Genomic DNA, 3,665 nt, shown 5'->3' with positions numbered 1-3,665 from the left:
GCCCACGGCCAAAAGGTGCAAACCGCCGGCTCCAACATGGCCAGCACCGACTCCGCCGTCGGCTCCAGCTGGGCCTAACCGCCCAGCGGTGTTGGCAAGCCACGTCGGTTGCGGCGTAGCATAGAGCAAGGCGATGAAGCTCGCCTTGACTGCCGCACCGGCTGATGGCTTCTACCTGGTGAATGAACCGCGGGTTGGAAGCAGGTGAGGCAAGTGGGTTTTACCAGCATCCTCTTCCCAAGTTCCGGCGCGCGGACTGATGGCAACACCCCGCCGGAGTGCTTTACCGACCTACTCCTGGATCAAGTCATCGGCACGGTGACGATCGGGCATGCCGAGGAACATCTCGAGCAGTTCTTCTACGCGCCCCTGCACGATGTGGCGACCGTCGAGTATCGGCAGCAGGTCTTTCGCGATCTCGATCGTGACCACATACGTCGGCCGATCGACAATTTCGTCGACGGCATGCACACGATGCGAAACCGACTGCAGCAAGCCAAGAAACTGTGGCATCCACTGCAGCAGCAGGGCTGGTTTATCTACGCCGTCGAGGCTTACTGCGCTGCGATGGCAATGCTGCGAGACGATCTCGTCCGCATCGAGTTGAATTCGCCTGGGTTGCGGGATGTCGCGGATTATGTAGCACGCTATGTCGATAGCGGCACCTTCAAAAAGTTGGTGGCCGACACCAAAGCCGTGCAGGCCGAGTTGCACAAGGTGCGCTACACCGTTCATATCCAAGGTTTACGGGTCCATGTCGACAGGTTCGACGGGCAAGTCGATTACAGTCGCGGGGTTGTCGGGGTGTTCGAGCGATTCGCCACCGAAGCAAGCAAGGACTACCACGTAGCCCTCAAAGACTTCGCCGATATGAACCACGTCGAGGAACAAATTCTCGACTGCGTGGCCAAGTTGCATCCGGATACCTTCAGGCTGCTCGACGAGTTTTGCCGGCGAAACGAGCATTTCGTCGAACGCACTCTTGCCCGCTTCGAGCACGAGGTTCGCTTCTACCTGGCCTACCGTTCATTCGTCGACCGCTTCACCAAGGCCGGGTTGACCTTCAGCTATCCGGAAGTCACGCCGGAACCCGGTGTTGTGTGCGTTGAGGACGCTTTCGACCTGGCGCTGGCGATCAAGTCGATCGACGACGGCAAACCGGTCGTGTGCAACGGCTTTCGGCTATCCGAGGGCGAGCAGATATTCGTCGTCACAGGCCCCAACCAGGGCGGCAAAACCACATTCGCCCGAACCATCGGACAGTGCGCATATCTTGCGTCGTTAGGCTGTCCGATTCCCGCCAGCCGTGCCAGGCTCATGCTTCCCGACCGGGTCTACACCCACTTCGAACGGCAAGAAACCCTGGCGACGTTACACGGCAAGCTCGACGACGAGCTCGTGCGGATCCATGACATCCTCTCCCGCGCCACCGCGGCCAGCATCATCGTCATGAACGAAAGCTTCTCGTCCACCACTGCCAACGACGCACTCCTGATCGGCACTGAAGTGCTCGAACGCATCATCCGACTGGGTTGCGTCGCCGTCTACGTCAGCTTCCTCGACGAATTGGCCAGTCTCGACCCGGCATGCGTGAGCATGGTCGGCGGAGTAGCTCAAGACGACCCGACACGGCGAACGTTCAAATTCACCCGCCGGCCGGCCGACGGCCTCGCATATGCCGCGGCGTTAGCCGACAAGTACGGACTCAATCGCGATGTCCTGCTGCGGAGGATCAGCTGATGAAAGTTCGCTTGCTCCATCCCGATCGCGACATCAACTTCGAGCCACAACTGCCGTGGCAGTTGCAGGATCTCATCGATGATGACCTTGAGCTCTCGCGACTCTACGAAGCCATGGCGGCCGGTGATCAATTTCTGCTGGAGACGGCCAAGAAGGTGGTGCCGGTCAACGTCACCGATCCCGATGTGATTGTCTACCGCCAGCAGGTGCTGGCTGACTGCCTGGCGAATCGCGCTGTAGTCCAACAGATGTACGACGTGGCGGTCGACGGCGTCGAAGTACGACGCAAGGTCTTTCTCGGCGGGCTGATGGCCCGGCATCCGGAGGCTATCTTGCGTCGCTCGGTTCGCGTGCTGGAATTCCTTACCGAGAACCTCAAACAACTGCGTAGCCTCTGTGATCAGCATGGGGACCAGTTTCACTCAGCTGGATTTCGCCAGTTGCTGGCGATGGTCGGCGAGCAACTGTCCGACGATTATCTGGGCCAGCTCGACGAGCATCTAAGCGAACTGCACCTACCGCGCGGTGTCCTGCTGAGTGCGCAGCTGGGGCTGGGTAACAAGGGCGAACGGCACGTCCTGCACCAGCCGCCCAAACGCAGCTGGTGGGAAAAGCTGACCGGAAATATCAACGACAGCTGTGGATTTGTCATCGCAGACCGGGACGAGGCGGGTGCACAAGCCCTCACCGAGTTGGCTGGGCGTGCCATGAACGACGTGGCGAACGCCGTCGCACAGTCCGCCGACCACGTGCAGGGCTTCTTCGGGCGGCTGCGCACCGAGTTGGCGTTTTACCTCGGCTGCCTGAATCTGCACAAGTGGCTCAACGAATTCGGCGTCCCGACGTGCTTTCCAGTCCCGACTCCGATCGAGTCACCACAGTTTCAGTGCCGTGATCTGCGGGACGTGGGGCTCTGCCTGGCCAGCGCACGGAAAGTCATCGGTAACGACATCGAAGCCGACGACAAGTCGCTGATTGTGATCACGGGCGCCAATGAGGGCGGTAAATCGACATTTCTGCGCAGCTTGGGCGCGGCGCAAGTGATGATGCAAGCCGGCATGTTCGTTACGGCCGAATCGTTCAGGGCCAACGTGCGAAACGGCGTCTTCACCCATTTCAAGCGGGAAGAAGACGTCGGCCTCACGCACGGTAAACTCGACGAAGAACTTGCCCGTATGAGTGCGATCGCCGACCACATCGGCTCGACGTCGCTGCTATTGTGCAACGAATCCTTCGCCTCGACCAACGAGCGCGAAGGGTCGCAGATCGCCCGTGGCGTCATCCACGCGATGACCGAGAGCGGTGTCAAAGTTGTTTATGTCACCCACCTTTACGATCTCGCCCACAGCCTGTACGTACGCCACAATCCAGCCCACTTGTTCTTGCGGGCCGAGCGGCGTCCCGACGGTGCGCGTACCTTCCGGTTGACACCTGCTGAGCCCGAACCCACCAGCTATGGCGAGGACTCCTTCCGGCGTGTCTTCGGCATGGCAGCTCAGACGGCTGCCCAAGCAGTGCGATCCCATTGAGCTTTGTCAGGCAAGAGGATTGGGAATCATGATCTACCTGCTGACCGTCACGACTTTCGCGGATACTTGCACGGGTCACTCGGATTCCGTCTCGGTCCACGAAAGTTACGAGAGTGCGCGTGCCGCTGCGGTCGGGACTGCGTCCGTCGACAATCTAACGGTTGAAACGCGGCACTGTTCAAGGGTGGGCGCGGATGTGGTCAGTGCGAATGGTGTGTTCGTAGACGGTGACGGTGTACCGCTGTATGGGTTCCGCATTAAGCGTGAGTCGTGATCGGGGCCCGTCACAGGTGAAACCGAGGCGATAGCAATGGAAACGATGACCACCTGGAACATCTGGTGGTGGGTGATCCTGCCCTACATCGCGCTCGTCGTCTTCGTCGTCGGACACATCTG

3 protein-coding genes, 1 pseudogene and 1 riboswitch are annotated in these 3,665 nt (G+C 59.9%); of the genes and pseudogenes, 3 read left to right on the top strand and 1 reads right to left on the bottom strand.

Translation table 11 applies throughout. The features are described 5' to 3' along the window. From AWC14_RS21865 to AWC14_RS21855, 3 genes and pseudogenes are all read left to right on the top strand, one after another. Positions 1 to 78 (top strand): annotated as a pseudogene (locus AWC14_RS21865) (type VII secretion protein EsxI); the annotation flags it as partial. A gap of 42 nt (positions 79 to 120) precedes the next feature. Next, positions 121 to 181: riboswitch (Fluoride riboswitch) on the top strand. Positions 182 to 213: 32 nt separating this feature from the next. Continuing rightward, complete coding sequence (locus AWC14_RS21860; protein WP_045385556.1) at positions 214 to 1,740, top strand: MutS-related protein; 1,527 nt, start codon at positions 214 to 216, stop codon at positions 1,738 to 1,740. Next, on the top strand, positions 1,740 to 3,269 hold the full coding sequence (locus AWC14_RS21855; RefSeq protein WP_045385553.1) for a MutS-related protein: 1,530 nt from the start codon (positions 1,740 to 1,742) through the stop codon (positions 3,267 to 3,269). The genes AWC14_RS21860 and AWC14_RS21855 overlap by 1 nt, the downstream gene beginning before the upstream one ends. Positions 3,270 to 3,447: 178 nt before the next feature. Here the strand turns inward: AWC14_RS21855 and AWC14_RS29265 are convergent. Continuing rightward, the coding region (locus AWC14_RS29265) for a hypothetical protein (RefSeq protein WP_211282310.1) at positions 3,448 to 3,665 on the bottom strand (218 nt) is incomplete at its 5' end.

Origin of the sequence: Mycobacterium kyorinense (genome assembly GCF_002101735.1) — a bacterium.
Lineage (GTDB): Bacteria > Actinomycetota > Actinomycetes > Mycobacteriales > Mycobacteriaceae > Mycobacterium > Mycobacterium kyorinense.
This window is presented reverse-complemented; position numbering and strand designations above follow the sequence as displayed.